10 protein-coding genes, 2 tRNA genes and 1 pseudogene are annotated in these 14,000 nt (G+C 72.8%); 7 read left to right on the plus strand and 6 right to left on the minus strand.

The window, feature by feature from the left end; translation table 11 throughout:
* Window positions 1-2: 2 nt before the first annotated feature.
* The 3 genes from ACZ6C6_RS26280 to ACZ6C6_RS26290 all read right to left on the minus strand — a co-directional run bounded on the left by ACZ6C6_RS26280 (window position 3) and on the right by ACZ6C6_RS26290 (window position 2,598).
* The gene (locus ACZ6C6_RS26280) at window positions 3-746 is read right to left on the minus strand and encodes a response regulator transcription factor (protein WP_469205873.1); all 744 of its coding nucleotides are present in this window, start codon (window positions 744-746) and stop codon (window positions 3-5) included.
* Between the two features lie 78 nt (window positions 747-824).
* Complete coding sequence (locus tag ACZ6C6_RS26285; protein ID WP_469205875.1) at window positions 825-1,700, minus strand: amidohydrolase family protein; 876 nt, start codon at window positions 1,698-1,700, stop codon at window positions 825-827.
* 13 nt (window positions 1,701-1,713) lie between these two features.
* Window positions 1,714-2,598 (minus strand): DUF2797 domain-containing protein, encoded by an 885-nt coding sequence (locus ACZ6C6_RS26290; protein WP_469205877.1) that lies wholly within the window; start codon window positions 2,596-2,598, stop codon window positions 1,714-1,716.
* A 132-nt stretch (window positions 2,599-2,730) separates the two neighbouring features.
* Here ACZ6C6_RS26290 and ACZ6C6_RS26295 point away from each other — a divergent pair, with 132 nt between their 5' ends.
* The 3 genes from ACZ6C6_RS26295 to ACZ6C6_RS26305 all read left to right on the plus strand — a co-directional run bounded on the left by ACZ6C6_RS26295 (window position 2,731) and on the right by ACZ6C6_RS26305 (window position 6,436).
* Window positions 2,731-4,128: an FAD-binding oxidoreductase gene (locus tag ACZ6C6_RS26295; protein WP_469205879.1), complete on the plus strand. Its 1,398-nt coding sequence runs from the start codon at window positions 2,731-2,733 to the stop codon at window positions 4,126-4,128.
* Window positions 4,129-4,174: 46 nt separating this feature from the next.
* Window positions 4,175-5,119: an RNA polymerase sigma factor SigJ gene (gene sigJ / locus ACZ6C6_RS26300; protein ID WP_469205881.1), complete on the plus strand. Its 945-nt coding sequence runs from the start codon at window positions 4,175-4,177 to the stop codon at window positions 5,117-5,119.
* Window positions 5,120-5,233: 114 nt separating this feature from the next.
* Window positions 5,234-6,436: an NAD(P)/FAD-dependent oxidoreductase gene (locus ACZ6C6_RS26305; RefSeq protein WP_469205884.1), complete on the plus strand. Its 1,203-nt coding sequence runs from the start codon at window positions 5,234-5,236 to the stop codon at window positions 6,434-6,436.
* A gap of 154 nt (window positions 6,437-6,590) precedes the next feature.
* Here ACZ6C6_RS26305 and ACZ6C6_RS26310 read toward each other — a convergent pair.
* Window positions 6,591-6,746, minus strand: a pseudogene (locus ACZ6C6_RS26310) (IS5/IS1182 family transposase); the annotation flags it as partial.
* Window positions 6,747-6,832: 86 nt separating this feature from the next.
* Between ACZ6C6_RS26310 and ACZ6C6_RS26315 the strand changes: the two are divergent.
* The gene (locus tag ACZ6C6_RS26315; RefSeq protein ID WP_469205885.1) at window positions 6,833-7,246 is read left to right on the plus strand and encodes a hypothetical protein; all 414 of its coding nucleotides are present in this window, start codon (window positions 6,833-6,835) and stop codon (window positions 7,244-7,246) included.
* Between the two features lie 104 nt (window positions 7,247-7,350).
* Window positions 7,351-7,884, plus strand: a complete 534-nt coding sequence (locus tag ACZ6C6_RS26320; protein WP_469205887.1) for an NUDIX hydrolase — start codon at window positions 7,351-7,353, stop codon at window positions 7,882-7,884.
* 522 nt (window positions 7,885-8,406) lie between these two features.
* On the opposite strand, the gene ACZ6C6_RS26325 is transcribed toward ACZ6C6_RS26320, so the two are convergent.
* Window positions 8,407-8,479 (minus strand) — tRNA-Arg (locus tag ACZ6C6_RS26325).
* Window positions 8,480-8,651: 172 nt separating this feature from the next.
* A tRNA-Ser gene (locus ACZ6C6_RS26330) sits at window positions 8,652-8,742 on the minus strand.
* 198 nt (window positions 8,743-8,940) lie between these two features.
* On the opposite strand from ACZ6C6_RS26330, the gene ACZ6C6_RS26335 reads away from it, so the two are divergent.
* Window positions 8,941-9,399, plus strand: a complete 459-nt coding sequence (locus ACZ6C6_RS26335) for an SSI family serine proteinase inhibitor (RefSeq protein WP_469205889.1) — start codon at window positions 8,941-8,943, stop codon at window positions 9,397-9,399.
* 211 nt (window positions 9,400-9,610) lie between these two features.
* Window positions 9,611-13,990: a response regulator gene (locus tag ACZ6C6_RS26340; protein ID WP_469205891.1), complete on the plus strand. Its 4,380-nt coding sequence runs from the start codon at window positions 9,611-9,613 to the stop codon at window positions 13,988-13,990.
* The last annotated feature ends 10 nt before the right edge of the window (window positions 13,991-14,000 follow it).

Here is a 14,000-nt window from a genome sequence, read left to right on the forward strand (position 1 = left end):
CGCTACTCACCGGGCTTGATCAGATATCCCGCCCCGCGCCGGGTGTGGATCATGGGCGCGCGGCCCGCGTCGATCTTCTTGCGCAGGTAGGAGATGTACAGCTCGACCACGTTGGCCTGGCCGCCGAAGTCGTAGTTCCAGACCCGGTCCAGGATCTGCGCCTTGCTGAGCACCCGGCGCGGATTGCGCATCAGGAACCGCAGCAGCTCGAACTCCGTCGCCGTCAGGTGGATGTTCTTCCCGCCCCGGCTCACCTCGTGGCTGTCCTCGTCCAGCATCAGGTCGCCCACGACGAGTTGCGACTCGCCGCGCGCCGCCGCCGCCGTCCCCGACCGCCGGATCAGGCCGCGCAGCCGGGCCACGACCTCCTCCAGGCTGAACGGCTTGGTGACGTAGTCGTCGCCCCCCGCCGTGAGCCCGGCGATCCGGTCCTCCACGGAGTCCCGCGCGGTCAGGAACAGCACCGGCACGTCGGAGAGCTCCCGCCGCAGCCTGCCGAGGACGGCGAGGCCGTCCATGTCGGGCAGCATCACGTCGAGGATGACCACATCGGGCCGGAACGAGCGGGCGGTGCGCACGGCGGCCGCGCCGTCCCCCGCGCTGCGCACCTCCCAGCCCTCGTAACGGAGCGCCATCGACAGCAGCTCCGTGAGCGAGGCCTCGTCGTCCACGACCAGCACCCGCACGGGGGTGCGGTCCGGCCTGAGCAGTTCGGTACGCCCCTGGGGCGAGGTCGTCGTCGTCATGACGCCAGCCTGTGAGACGGCTCTGAGAGAGTCCTTTTCCGTTTCTGTGAATTCCCTGAGAAAGCCGCGGCGCGGGCCTCAGACGCCGAACAGCGCCTTCGCGTTGTCGTGGCAGACCGCCCGGAGCCAGTCGTCGCCCAGCCCCAGGCGTTCCAGCGCGTGCAGCTGGTGGGCGTACGGGTACGGGATGTTCGGGAAGTCCGTGCCCAGCAGGACGCGGTCGCCGAGAGCCGCGAGACGGCCGAGCTCCGCCGGGGGGAACGGGCTGGCGTCCTCGACGAAGTCGGTGAACGCCATCGTCGTGTCCAGCCGGACCTCCGGGTACGTCTCCGCGAGCGTCAGGAACTCCGCGTACTCAGGCATCCCCATGTGCGCCACGATCAGCGGCAGCCGGGGATGCCGAGCGAGGACGCGACCGATGGGTCCGGGGCCGGTGTGCTCGCCGGGAGCCGGGCCCGAGCCGCAGTGCGCCACGACCGGGATGCCCGCCTCCGCGAGCAGACCCCACACCGGGTCGAGCAGGGGGTCGTTCGGGTCGTACGCGCCGACCTGGAGGTGCGCCTTGAAGACCCGGGCCCCCGCCTCCACGGCCTCTCGCACATAGCGCCCGGCGTCCGGTTCGGGGAAGAACGTCGCGGTGTGCAGGCAGTCCGGCGTCCGCGCGGCGAAACCGGCCGCCCAGTCGTTCAGCCAGGCGGCCATCCCCGGCTTGTGCGGGTACAGCATCGACGTGAAGCGGAGCACCCCGAACGAGCGGAGCAGGGCCAGCCGTTCCGCCTCCTCGTGCCGGTAGGCGATCGGCCACTCCGTCCCGGTCAGCGGGCCCACCATGTCGAAGTACGCCCACACCTTGCGCAGCACCCGCTCCGGCATGAAATGCGTGTGTACGTCGATGAGTCCGGGCAGTCCGAGCCGCTGCCGGAACCGCACCACGTCGTCGCGATCGTCACCCATACGGCCGACCCTCTCAGAACAGCCCGTCCTGCGCCGCCCCGCCCCCCACCACCACGGTCGGCGTCCCGGCCCCGGCCGCGCCCGCCCCGGCCGCCGTCAGCGCCCAGCCGGTCATCAGCCGGGTGTCCACGATCACGAGGCCCTGCGGACCCGCGTCCAGATGCAGGTCGGGACCGGCCGCCGCGACGAGCCTCCCCGCCACCGCGCCCCCGTCCACCAGTCCGGTCACCGCGCGGACCGGACCGGACACCTCCCCCAGCCCGAACACCTCCGCGTGGTCCACGGCCGCGAACGGCAGCGGTTCCAGTGCCTCCGGCAGGCCCGCACCCTCCAGGGCCGCCGCCTTCCCGTACAGCCCGGCGACCTCGGCGGCCCGGTCCGCCGCGTCCGGGAGGGCCCGGCGTGCCTCCCGCTTGCGGGCGTACGGAATGCGGTCCGGGACCCCGAGGGCCGCCCGCAGCACCTCCTCGGCCCGGCGCGCCGCCATGAGCGGCCCCCGGCCCAGCCAGCTGAAGACCACAGCGCCCTGCTCCCGCAGCCGCGCCGCGCCCCGCTCCTCCGCGGTGATCCCGACCTTCACCATGCCGGGCCCGAACCACGCGAGGTACACCCGGTACGTGCGGGGGTCGTCCGGGATCGTGTCGGCGGCCACCGAGTGCGCCCGGTCGAGCCGCCCGCACTCCGGGCAGCGCCCACCCGTGGAACCCGCCGGGACGACGGCACCCAGCGGGCACGCGTTGCCCCGGGCCCCGGAACAGCGCCGCTCACCGGACGCCCGGAAGCCGAACTCCGCTCCGTAGGCCAGGGCACTCGCCCGCGTTCGCGTCCCCTTGCGCCAGCCCAGCGCGGGGCCGTCGGAGCCCTCGGGCCAACGGAGGCCGGTGCACTGCCATTCCATTACGGACTCCCGGGCTCCTGCGGACGGACGATTGCGAACCCCGCAACGGTCCCACACATAGGTGTGGCGCGTGATCTGGGTCACACTTGAAGCAGCGGGTGCGCGACCTGCACCCCTCAGAGGTGTTCCCCCATGACCAGCATCGACAGCACTGCTTTCGACGGCCTTCGCACCACTCTGCGCGGTACCGTCACCACTCCGGCGGATGCGGACTACGACGAGAGCCGCAGCCTGTACAACGCCATGATCGACCGCCGCCCCGCCGCCATCGCCCGGTGCGCCGACGTGGCGGACGTACGAGCCACCCTCGCGTTCGCCCAGGACACGGGACGCGAACTGGCCGTCCGCGGCGGCGGACACAGCGGTCCCGGCCTGTGCCTCATCGAGGACGGGCTGACCCTCGATCTGTCCCCGATGCGCTCGGTGCGCGTCGACCCCGAAGCACGGACGGCACAGGTGGGCGGAGGCGCCCTGCTCGGCGATCTCGACCACGCCACGCACACGTTCGGCCTGGGAGTACCGGCCGGAATCATGTCGACCACCGGCGTGGGCGGCCTCACGCTGGGCGGCGGCCACGGCTATCTGACCCGCGCGTACGGCCTCACGATCGACAGCCTGGTCTCCGCGGACGTCGTCCTGGCCGACGGCACCTTCGTCACCGCCTCCGAGACGGAGCACCCCGACCTGTTCTGGGCGCTGCGGGGCGGCGGCGGCAACTTCGGCGTGGTCACCTCGTTCACCTACCGGCTGCACCCGGTGGCCACCGTGGGCGCCGGGGTGACCGTGTGGCCGGTTGAGCGCACGGGCGAAGTCCTGCGCTGGTACCGCGACTTCCTGCCCGCGGCGCCGGACGACCTGTACGGGTTCTTCGCCCTGCTGACCATCCCGCCGGCCCCTCCGTTCCCGGAGGAGATCCATGGCCGCAAGATGTGCGGCGTCGTCTGGTGCGGCACCGGCGACCTCTCGGACGGCCGCCTGGAGGACACGCTGTCGGTGGTCGGCGACCCGGCCCCGCCCGCCTTCCACTTCACCAGCCCCATGCCCTACCCGGCGCTCCAGTCCATGTTCGACGGCCTGATCCCCAAGGGACTCCAGTGGTACTGGCGGGGCGACTTCTTCGACTCGGTCTCGGACGCGGCGGTCAAGGTGCACGAGAAGTACGGCCGAGCCCTTCCCACCGCCCTGTCGACCATGCACCTGTATCCGGTGGACGGTGCGGCCCACCGGGTCGCCACTGACGCGACGCCGTGGGCCTACCGGGACGCCATGTGGTCCGGCGTCATCGCGGGCATCGACCCCGACCCCGCCAACGCGGAACCGATCCGGCAGTGGTGCGTCGACTACTGGACCGAACTGCACCCCCACTCCATGGGCGGCGCCTACGTCAACTTCCTCGGCGAAGCCGAGGAACCGGACCGCGTCCGCTCCACCTACCGCACCACGTACGAGCGCCTGGCAGCCGCCAAGCGCGCCTACGACCCGGAGAACTTCTTCCGCGCCAACCAGAACATCGCCCCCGCCGCCGTATGAGACCGCGGGCCCGCGCCGTCCGCACGCCCGGAGCTAGGATCCGGGCATGACCCCGACCGTGCAGGACGTGGACCGGTTCGAGGCGGCGAGGCCCCGGCTTGAGGCCATCGCCTACCGCCTCCTGGGCTCGGCGAGCGAGGCCGAGGACGCCGTGCAGGACACCTACCTGCGCTGGCAGGCCGCCGACACCGGGCGGATCGAGGTCCCCGAGGCGTGGCTGACGAAGGTCCTCACCAACCTCTGCCTCAACCAGCTCACCTCCGCCCGCGCCCGACGCGAGACGTACGTGGGCGCCTGGCTGCCCGAACCGCTGCTCGCCGGGGACCCCATGCTCGGCCCCGCCGACACGGTGGAGCAGCGCGAGTCGGTCTCGTTCGCCGTGCTCACACTCATGGAGCGGCTGACTCCGGGCGAGCGGGCCGTGTACGTGCTCCGCGAGGCGTTCGGCCATCCGCACCGGGAGATCGCCGAGATCCTGGACCTGAGCGAATCCGCCGTGCAGCAGGTCTACCACCGGGCGAAGAAGCACATCGCCGACGGCCGGACGCGCACCGAGGTGGACGAGGCCGCCGCCCGCCGGGTCATCGAGGAGTTCCTGCTCGCCGCCGCCGGTGGCCGTACGGAGCCGCTCGTGGAGCTGCTGACCTCCGACGCGATCTCCATCGGGGACGGCGGCGGAAAGGTGCCCGCCCGCGCCAAGGCGTTCGAGGGCGCGAAGGCCGTCGCGACGTTCATGCGCGGCCTGCTCAAGCCGGGCAAGGCGAAGACCGCGTACACCGGCGGGTCCGTCGAGCTGCACATGACCCACGCCAACGGCTCCACCGCCGTCCTGGCGGTCGTCGGCGAACGGGTCATCGGCGTCATGTGCGTGGAAGTCACCCCGGAGGGAATCGCCTCGTTCCGCAACCAGGTCAACCCGGACAAGCTGGAACGCGCGACCCGGCGGTGGGCGGCCATGGAACACGGAAAGCCGCTGCTCACAGCCTTCTGAGCGCAGAGTGACCCAGGTCACATCTGCCTCCTGTCAGGAAAACGCGGGCTACCCGGTTCAAGGACCGAGAAACCACCCCGCAGGGGCGAACCCGCGCGAGACAGGAGCAGGCACATGCAGCAGCACCGCATCATCGTCCTCGGAGCCGGATACGCCGGAGCCATCGCGGCGGGCCGCGTCGCCAGGCGGCTGCGCCGCGAGGACGTCAGCGTCACCCTCGTCAACGCGGAGCCCGACTTCGTGGAGCGGGTCCGCATGCACCAGCTCGCGGCCGGCCAGGACCTCAAGCCCCGCCCCTTCACCGAGATGTTCGCCGGAACGGGCGTGGAGCTGAAGGTCGGCCGGGTCACCGCCGTGGACGTCGAGCGCAAGGCGGTCACCGTCGAGAGCGCGGACGGCGCGGAGGAGCTGGCATACGACTCCCTCGTCTACGCCCTCGGCAGCGCCTGGAACACCCAGGGCGTCCCCGGGACCGCCGAGCACGCCCACGAGATCGCGAGCCGCCCCGGCGCGCTCAAGCTGCGCGACCGGCTGGCCGGCCTCGCTCCGGGCCAGTCCGTGCTGATCGTCGGCGGCGGGCTGACCGGCCTCGAAGCGGCGACCGAGTTCGCGGAGGCCCGCCCGGACCTCGACATCGCCCTCGCCGCACGCGGCGGCCTCGGCGACTGGCTCTCGCCCACGGGCCGCGCGCACGTCCGCAAGGTCTTCGCCCGGCTCGGGATCACCGTCCACGAGAACACCGCCGTCGCGGAGGTCGGCGCCGGTCACGTCACCACGGCCGAGGGCACCTCGTTCCCGGCGGCGGTCACCGTCTGGACGACCGGCTTCGCGGTCCACCCGCTCGCGGCGGCCACCGCCCTGGAGACCTCGGAGACCGGCCGGATCGTGGTCGACGCGACCATGCGCTCGGTCTCGCACCCCGACGTGTACGCGATCGGCGACGCGGCCCTCGTCGCGGGCCCCGGCGGCAAGCCGCTGCGGATGTCCTGCGCCTCGGGCGTCCCCACCGCCTGGCAGGCCGCCGACGCCCTCGCGGCCCGCCTCACCGGCACCAAGATCCCGTCCACCCCGCTGCGCTACTTCAACCAGTGCGTCTCGCTCGGCCGCAAGGACGGCCTCATCCAGTACGTCACCGCCGACGACCGCGCGGTCAAGGCGGCGCTGACGGGCCGGATCGCCGCCGTCTACAAGGAGCTGGTCTGCAAGGGCGCCGCCTGGGGCGTGGCCAACCCGACGACCGGCCTGCCGACCCGGCGCCGGCCGGTCGCGGCGGCACAGCGGCCCGGAACGGACCGGGTGGCGGCCTCGGGACGGTGAGTGGACGCCGCCGGCTCCCCCTCACGTCCCCAGCGGGCCGCAGTGCGCGACTTCCAGGTCGAGGCCGGCCGGGAGGGCCCGGCGGCCCGGAATCCGCAGCTTGCGGTAGACGCGGGTGAGGTGCTGTTCGACGATGCTCACCGTTTCCTTAAATCAGATACGTGCCGACGGCGGCCTTTGCGTTGGACTCCTCCCACGCCTTGCAGTCGTTGCGGTTGCCGGGCAAGTGCCTGCCGACCGCCACGACGAGGCGGGTGTCGGCGTCAAGGAAGACCTGGTGGTCGGCGGAGGACCGGTAGTTCTTCGACTGCCAGAGGCGGGACATATCTCGTTCGTCGGACGGATCCGGCGTGAGAACCTCACGTCCGTAGCCACAGGCGTGAGAACCTCACGCCTGTGGCTACGGAAACCGAGGTGGGAGAGCTGTTGCACCAGCGCGGCTGGCGGACGGCATTCACAGTCGCTGAACGGGTGAACGCGTGGGCCGCCCTGGTCAGCTCCATCGAGCGCGGCTACAGCGAAGACATCTACGAGTACACCAACGGCCTGTACTGCCGAAACTGGCTGCACGAGGCGTGGCTCCTGCTGGACGAACACATCGTCCAGCTCTGGACCCCGCAGGTCAAAGCCCTGGACGACCGCTACAAGGCCGCGACCGTCGATGACGACGGCCAAGCACTTGACCAGCTCCACAAGCTGCCTGGCCCTGACCTGTGGTGGTGGCGGAGACACCCCCGCATCCTCACCAAGGACCTCGGGCACACGCTTCGCTCGGTCGGCGCCATCGGCACCGACCCGGACACAGCATGACCCTCGGACTCCTGGGATTGCGGGACAACCCTTGAGTCGCCGAACTCTGCTGCCCTAGAAGTTCGTTCTGTGATGCTGGAGGCCGATCGAGAGGGGCCGCAGCGATGCAGTGGAAGATCCACGGGGAACGTCCGATCTACGAGAACAGCTGGGTGAACCTGTGGCTCACCGACGTCGAGACGCCGGACGGGAACCGCTGGGAGCACCACGTCGTCAAGCTCCGCCACCTGGCCGTGGCTGCCGTGGTCAACGAGCGGCGCGAGGTGCTGATGATGTGGCGACACCGCTTCATCACGGACGCGTGGGCATGGGAACTGCCCATGGGGCTGGTGGAAGAGGGCGAGACGCCGGCCGACGCTGCGGCCCGTGAAGTCCTGGAGGAAACCGGCTGGCGCCCCGGTCCGATCAAGCCGTTGATCTACGCCGAGCCGGCCAACGGCATCACCGACTCCCAGCACCACGTCTTCCGGGCCGACGGAGCGACGTGCGAGGGCCCGCCGACCGAGAAGAACGAATCGGACCGGATCGAGTGGATCCCGTTGGCCGACCTACGAGGCATGATCGACCGCCGGGAGATCGTCAGCAGTGGCTCCCTGGTCGGGCTGCTCTATGTGCTCATGGACGAGGCAATCCGTTGACCTGACGGGGAAACACTTCCCGGAGCCGGGCCTCGAACGCCACCGCGGCCGGCTCCCGGCGGAAGAGCTCCAGCTGCTCGTAGAACTCCCGAAGGTGGCCGGCGACTCGTTGCGAGCTGATAGCAGCCGCCGGGGCCAGGGCGTCCGTGGCCGTGTCGTGCCCGCTGCCGGGTCCGGATCGCCGGTGCTGATCCGTCCGAACTGGGTGTAGGGCTTCCGAGCTTGTCCTGGCAGGTGGCCTGGAGACTCATGCAGGCGAGGACGTTGGCCATGGACTGGCGGTCGTCGATGGACTCGGCCAGTTCGAGGGATTCAGTGAGGTAGACGCGCGCCTGGTTGTACTGGCGGGTATCGAAGCAGGTCCATCCGGTGAGCTGGGCCAGTTCGGCCGCGATGACCGGCTGTGCCAGACCGAAGGGCTGACCTGCCTCGGCTTCACCCACACCACGTCGGTGCAGCCGCCGCACGCGGAACCCCTACAACGCAAGAGGCCCGGACTCTCGTCCGGGCCTCTCAACTATGTGCACTCGGCAGGATTCGAACCTGCAACCTTCTGATCCGTAGTCAGATGCTCTATCCGTTAAGCTACGAGTGCTTGTGCTTCCGGGGTTTTTTCTGCCCCGTCGGCGTTGCGAGAACAACATTACATGACCTGCGCCGGGACGCGAAATCCATTGGCTGCACCCGGCCCGAGCTGGGCAAACGCCCGGGACGTGGCCAGAAACGGCCGAAGCCCCGGTCCTGGGGACCGGGGCTTCGGTGTGGTGCGGAGGCGGAGGGATTTGAACCCTCGATGGGGTGTAAGCCCCAAACCGCATTAGCAGTGCGGCGCCATAGACCGGACTAGGCGACGCCTCCAGCGCAACGCCCGCGCGAGCGCGGGTGGTGCGTGCAGATGATGACACAGCTGCACGCCGCGCCACCAATCGCGGCCTACGGTACTAGGCGGGTGGCCACGAGGGCAAAGCGGTTGCCGTGCGCAACGCCGGGGCGAGTGGCGCGTTAGGCAGGGCGGGGGCGCCGCCCCCGCAGGTTCTTCCGCCACAGGAGTCCGCCATGATGCGCCGTCTCGCTCTCACCGCTGTCGCGTCCCTCGCCGCGCTGTCCGCCGCCGCGCCCGCCGCCACCGCCGCCTCCGGGCCCCTCCCGTTGCCGCTGTCCCTGCCGCTCCTCCAGGACGAGGGCGCGGGAACGCGGCTCACCGTGGTCGTCACCGGGTCGGGGAATCCGGAGGCCGACGGCAGGTACGAGCTGGAGTGCGGGCCGGCCGGGGGGAGCCACCCGGTCGCGGCGCAGGCGTGCGAGCGGCTGGACCAGCTGGAGGGAGAGGGGGCGGACCCCTTCGCGCCGGTTCCCCGGGACGCGATGTGTACGCAGCAGTACGGCGGGGAGTCCACCGCCCGGGTCACCGGCACCTGGCACGGCCGCCACGTCGACGCCTCGTTCAGGCGGACCAACGGGTGCGAGATCGCCCGGTGGAACGGTCTGCGGCCGGTCCTGCCGAACGTGCGCTGACCGCGCCCGGGGCCCCTCTGCGGGTCACCACGGCGCGCGATGCGCCTCGGAGCCGTACAACGTACGCACCAAACCTTGGTGAGAGCTCCCCCTCATCCGCAGTCCCACGCCCCTCCCCTGCCTTTAGACTCCTTCAGTGACAGCCTGAGGCCCGAGGGGCAAGATGGGGCCGCTGTCGGCAAGGTGCAGTAATCAGGGAGGAAGCGTCGTCGTGAGCAGCAGGCCATCCCGAGGCGCTGCTCGCCTCGCAGCCATACTCGACGCCCTTCCGGACGGGCTTCTGCTCGTCAACTGCAACGGTACGGTCGTCAACGCCAACACCATCGCCCTCGAAATGTTCGAGTCGCCGGGCACCGCGCTCGTCGGCCGCGGGCTGCTCGATCTGCTGCCGGAGTTCGACTCCAAGCTGATCCCGGGATCGATGCGCCGGCCCGAGGCTGCGGACGAGCGGGGCCGTACCAAGCCCACGCGCATGATCGCGCGGCGTACCGACGGCAACGAGTATCCCGTCGAGGTCACCAGCGCCAGCCTGGAGGACGGCCAGGCGGCCTACAAGGACGTCCAGGGCTCGTACGGGGGCAGCTACACCGGTGACGAGCTGCTGATGCTCGTCGTGCGCGACCTCTCCGGCACCGTCGACACCGAGGCCGAGCTGGCCCGCTCGCAGCGCCAGACCGAGATGATCCTGCGCGCCGCCGCCGAGGGTGTCGTCGGTACGGACACGGACGGCCGGGTCGTCCTGGTCAACCCCGCCGCCGCGCAGATCCTCGGCTTCCGGGCCAGCGATCTCGGCGGCCAGGAGCTGCACCCGCTGATCCTGCACTCACGCGCGGAGGGCGAGCCCTTCCCGTACGAGGAGTCCCCACTCGCCGACACGCTGAAGTCGGGACGCAAACACCGGGTGCGCGGGCAGGTGCTGTGGTCCAAGAGCGGGGAACAGGTGCCGGTCGACCTGACCACCGCCCCCGTCCGCGACGGCGACCAGCTCGTCGGCGCCGTGATGACCTTCACCGACCGCCGCCCCTACGAGCAGCTGGAAAAGCGGCGCAAGGACGAGATCGCCGAGCTGACCGCGAGCCACACCGCCGCGGTCAGTGAGCTCACCGAGCGGCACACCGCCGAGCTCGCCGCCCTCACGGAGGCGCACGCCGCCGAGCTGGCCGACCGCACCGAGCGGTACGCCTCCGAGCTGGAGGAACAGGCCGAACGGCTGACCGACCTCACCGCCCGGCACACCCAGCTCACCGCCGTGCTCGGCGAGTCGCTGCGCGGCCCCCTGGAGGAGCTGCGCGGCGAGCTCTCCACGCTCGCCGCCGACCCCGCCGGCCAGCTGTGGCCCGAGGCGAACCAGATCCTGCATCACCTTGCCGCGGGCTACGCGCGCATGACGACGCTGATCGACAACGTGCTCGGCTACCAGCGCCTCGACGCCGGTGCCGAGGCGCTGGTCAAGACACGGGTGCTGCTCGACGGCGTCGTCACCGCCGGTATCGACGCCTCGGTCGAGCTGATCGGCCCCGGCCGCGCCCAGTTCGCGGTGCACGCCCCGCCCATCGAGGCTGAGGTCGACGCCGGACGTCTGGTGACCGCTCTCGCGCACCTCGTCGCGGACGTCGCGGGCGTCGACTCGACCGGCAAGGCGAGGGTCGTGCCCGGGGGCGGTTACGTCGACTCGACCGTCGTGGTCGCCGCCGCCCAGCGCGGTGACGTCGTACGCATCGAGGTGCGCGGACCGTTCGCCGGGGGAGACCCGGTGCACGTGCCCATCGTGAGCGGCATCGTCCGCGCGCACGGCGGTGTGCTCCAGACGCACGAGATGCCGGGCATGAGCGGCAGTGCGTACGTGCTTGAGGTGCCGATCGGCGCCGGCGCGGGGACCGTGGCGCCTCCGGGGCCGCAGGCGGTGTCGGCTCCTCCGGCGGCGCCCGAGTCCGTTCCCCTCGGGGAGCCCGACCACGCGGGCCCTCCGTCGACCGACGTACCCGAGGCGGGCAGGGGACGGCGCCGGGCGCGGCGTTCCTCCACCGACGCCTTCCTGGAGAGCCCCGTGGGCGGCTCCGACGGCAGCGGCGAGCTGGAAGTGGCCCCCGGGGACACCGGCGCGGCCGCGCCGACCGGGCGCCGGCGTGCGCGCCGTGCCGCCCCCGCTCCCGAAACCGCCCCGAACGAGCTGATCCCCGCCCAGCAGGCCACCGAGGGCTCCGGACGCCGCCGCGGGCGCCCCAGCCCGGCCGAGACGGGCACCCCCGGGCAGGCTCTCGCGCTGCCCGCGGCCGCTCCGTCGGAGGGGTCCGTGGTGACCGCCGCCGAGGGCGCGCAGGGTGGGCGGCCTCAGCTCGGGCAGACGGTGCCCCCGCAGGGCGTCCCGGCCGGGGCGCAGGTCCCGGTCCCGGCCGGCGGACACCGGGGGAGCGCGAGTGACGAGGGCCGCCTCGCGCTGCCCCCCGTCGTGAACGCCGTCGAGTCCACGGCGCCCGCCGCCTTCTCGGACCTTGATCACGCCGGACGCCCGGCTCCCGCACCGGCCGCCCCCGCGCCGGAGCTGCCCGTCCCGGCACCGCAGCCGACCGGGCGACGCCGCCGCGCCCTGGCCGCCGCCCAGGAGCGGGCCGCCGCCGCCGAGGCCGGACCGCGCGTCCCCTTCGCCCTCCCGCCCGCCGACGCGGACCGGGCGGCCCCTGCTGCCGGGGGGCCTGACGGGTCCCTGGGCGCGGGGGTCGGGCATGCGGCTCCCGAGGGCGCCGAGTCGGGTTCGTACGACCTGGGTGCGGGTACGGACGAGGCCGCCGCCGCGGGTTCGTACGGCGGAGGCGTGGGTACGGACGAGGCCGCCGCGACCGGTTCGTACGGCGGAGGCGTGGGTACGCGGCCGGCCGGGCCCGCCGCCTATCAGCCCGGGGCCGGGCTGCCCGTCGCGCCGGACGCCGCCCCCACCGCCACCCCCGCCGGGATGCCGGAGCACGCCCCCGTGCCTCCGCAGGCCCAGCCCGCCCCCACGGGCCGACGCCGCGCCCGCCACGGCGACACCGGTCCGCAGGAGGTGCGGCCCGCACCGTTCGCACTGCCCGCACCGGAAGCCGCGCCGCCCGCCCAGACCGCGCCGCCCGGCCCGGCCGCGCCGCCCGGCCCGGCCGTCGAAGCCGCGCCGGCCGCCGCACCGGTCACCGACCCCAGGCTCGGCACCCCGGGCGCACCCTTCGCGCCCCCCGCCCAGCCGGAGCAGACCGGTGCCCCGGCCGACCGGCCCGGACCGCCCTCGCAGCCCGGCGGCTGGGACGACGACGACGCCTCCGGCCAGGGGCCCGCCGCACCCGTCACCGCTCCGGAGACGCAGAGCACCGGACGTACGACCCACACCACCGGCACGGCCACCCCCGCCGGCCCCCCGGCCCGCCCCCGTACGCTGGCGCCCGCGCCAGACGCACGGAGGCAGCCGCTGCCCGCCGAGGCGCCGATGCCGGGCGCGTCGGACTCGACGCAGGGGCGCGCGTTCAGCGTGCGCACGCTGGGGCAGGGCGTGCCGTTCGCCCAGCACATCGCCCACCAGCAGAACCAGACCCTGGGCGGCGGCAGCAGCGTCGGACGGCGCCGCAAGCTGGCCGCGCCCCCGGAGCCCGCGCCCGGCCAGGACGAGCGCCCCACGCCGCCCGCCCCGGCCCCCGCGCCCCCGCAGCCCGCGCAGCCCGCGCCCACCGTGCACGGGCAGGGATCGGGGCAGCTGCTCTCCGCGCCCGAAGCCGAAGGACGCGCCTACGCCATCGGTGCACCCGACGAGGGCGCGGCCGAGGGACCGGAACCACTGGACGGCCCCGGTGGCGCGGTAGAGGTCGCCAACCGGCCGTCCCCGCAGCCGGTTGACGACGAGCTGCCCCCGGAGCCGTTGGACAACCCGCGCCGACTGCTCGTCTGGCCCGCGCCCGACGTCTCCACGCAGCAGGCGCTGAGCGACCGCGGATACCGGCCGGTGATCGTGCACTCGCGCGAAGAGGTGGACGCGCAGATCGCGGCGTTCCCCGCCGCGCTCTTCGTGGACCCGCTGACCGGGCCCATCACCCGGAAGGCACTGCAGTCCCTGCGGCAGGCGGCGGTCGCCGCCGAGGTGCCCGTACTGGTGACGGCGGGCCTGGGACAGGCGTCGCGGGAGGCGGCGTACGGCGCCGACCCCGCCGTACTCCTGAAGGCGCTCGCGCCGCGGGACAGCGAGCAGCACCCTCCGCGCGTCCTGCTCATCGAGGAGCACCAGGACATCGCTGCCGCTCTGACGGAGACGCTGGAGCGGCGGGGCATGCAGGTCGCCTGCGCCGCGACGGACAGCGAGGCCGTGGCGCTGGCGACCCGGATGCGGCCGAACCTGGTGGTGATGGACCTGATGCAGGTACGCCGCCGCCGCGCCGGGATCGTGGACTGGCTGCGCGCCAACGGACAGCTGAACCGCACCCCGCTGGTCGTCTACACCTCGGCCGGGATCGACCAGGCGGAGCTGCCGCGCCTCGGCTCCGGCGAGACCGTGCTGTTCCTGGCGGAACGCTCCACGAGCGACGAGGTGCAGTCCCGCATCGTCGACCTGCTCGCGAAGATCGGCACGAACTGACCGGCGTACA

Source organism: Streptomyces sp. NPDC041814, from assembly GCF_055590565.1.

Coding starts and splice junctions, on each gene's coding strand:
- ACZ6C6_RS26290 (WP_469205877.1), bottom strand. CDS start 2,598: ATGGAATGGCAGTGCACCGGCCTCCGTTGGCCCGAGGGCTCCGACGGC.
- ACZ6C6_RS26335 (WP_469205889.1), top strand. CDS start 8,941: ATGATGCGCCGTCTCGCTCTCACCGCTGTCGCGTCCCTCGCCGCGCTG.
- ACZ6C6_RS26295 (WP_469205879.1), top strand. CDS start 2,731: ATGACCAGCATCGACAGCACTGCTTTCGACGGCCTTCGCACCACTCTG.
- ACZ6C6_RS26320 (WP_469205887.1), top strand. CDS start 7,351: ATGCAGTGGAAGATCCACGGGGAACGTCCGATCTACGAGAACAGCTGG.
- ACZ6C6_RS26285 (WP_469205875.1), bottom strand. CDS start 1,700: ATGGGTGACGATCGCGACGACGTGGTGCGGTTCCGGCAGCGGCTCGGA.
- ACZ6C6_RS26305 (WP_469205884.1), top strand. CDS start 5,234: ATGCAGCAGCACCGCATCATCGTCCTCGGAGCCGGATACGCCGGAGCC.
- ACZ6C6_RS26280 (WP_469205873.1), bottom strand. CDS start 746: ATGACGACGACGACCTCGCCCCAGGGGCGTACCGAACTGCTCAGGCCG.
- sigJ (WP_469205881.1), top strand. CDS start 4,175: ATGACCCCGACCGTGCAGGACGTGGACCGGTTCGAGGCGGCGAGGCCC.